Raw genomic sequence first — 412 nt, forward strand, 5'->3', positions numbered from 1 at the left:
GCGGGACACCGTGACGGTCACCCTTCCGCCCGGGGGCGTATAGCGCAGGGCATTGTCGACGAGGTTGACGATCATTTCCCTGAGCATGGTGGCGTCGCCGACGACGGTCGCGGACATGTCCGCTTCCAGCCCGAGATCTATCTCCTGGGCAAGTGCGGTCTCGGCATGGTCGGCCAGGATCTTGCGCGCGGTTTCCACAAGCTCGATCCGGTCCTGCCTCGGCCGGCGGCTGCCGGGTTCGGCGCGGGAGAGGGTAAGCAACTGGCTGGCAAGCCGTGCCACCTGGCGGGTGCTGTCGCGCAGCGCCTGCAGGGCCTCGTCGCGCCTGACGGCATCGTCCTCGCGGGCCGCGACGCTCGCCTGGGTGGAGAGCAGTGCCAGCGGTGTTCTCAGCTGATGCGCGGCATTGGCG

General features: G+C 68.9%; 1 protein-coding gene. It reads right to left on the minus strand.

The features are described from left to right. A partial coding sequence (locus tag AC1D0P_RS30670) for a sensor histidine kinase (RefSeq protein ID WP_477680179.1) occupies positions 1-412 on the minus strand: 412 nt, incomplete at both ends.

It is taken from the genome of Polaromonas sp. P1_G2 (assembly GCF_056405515.1).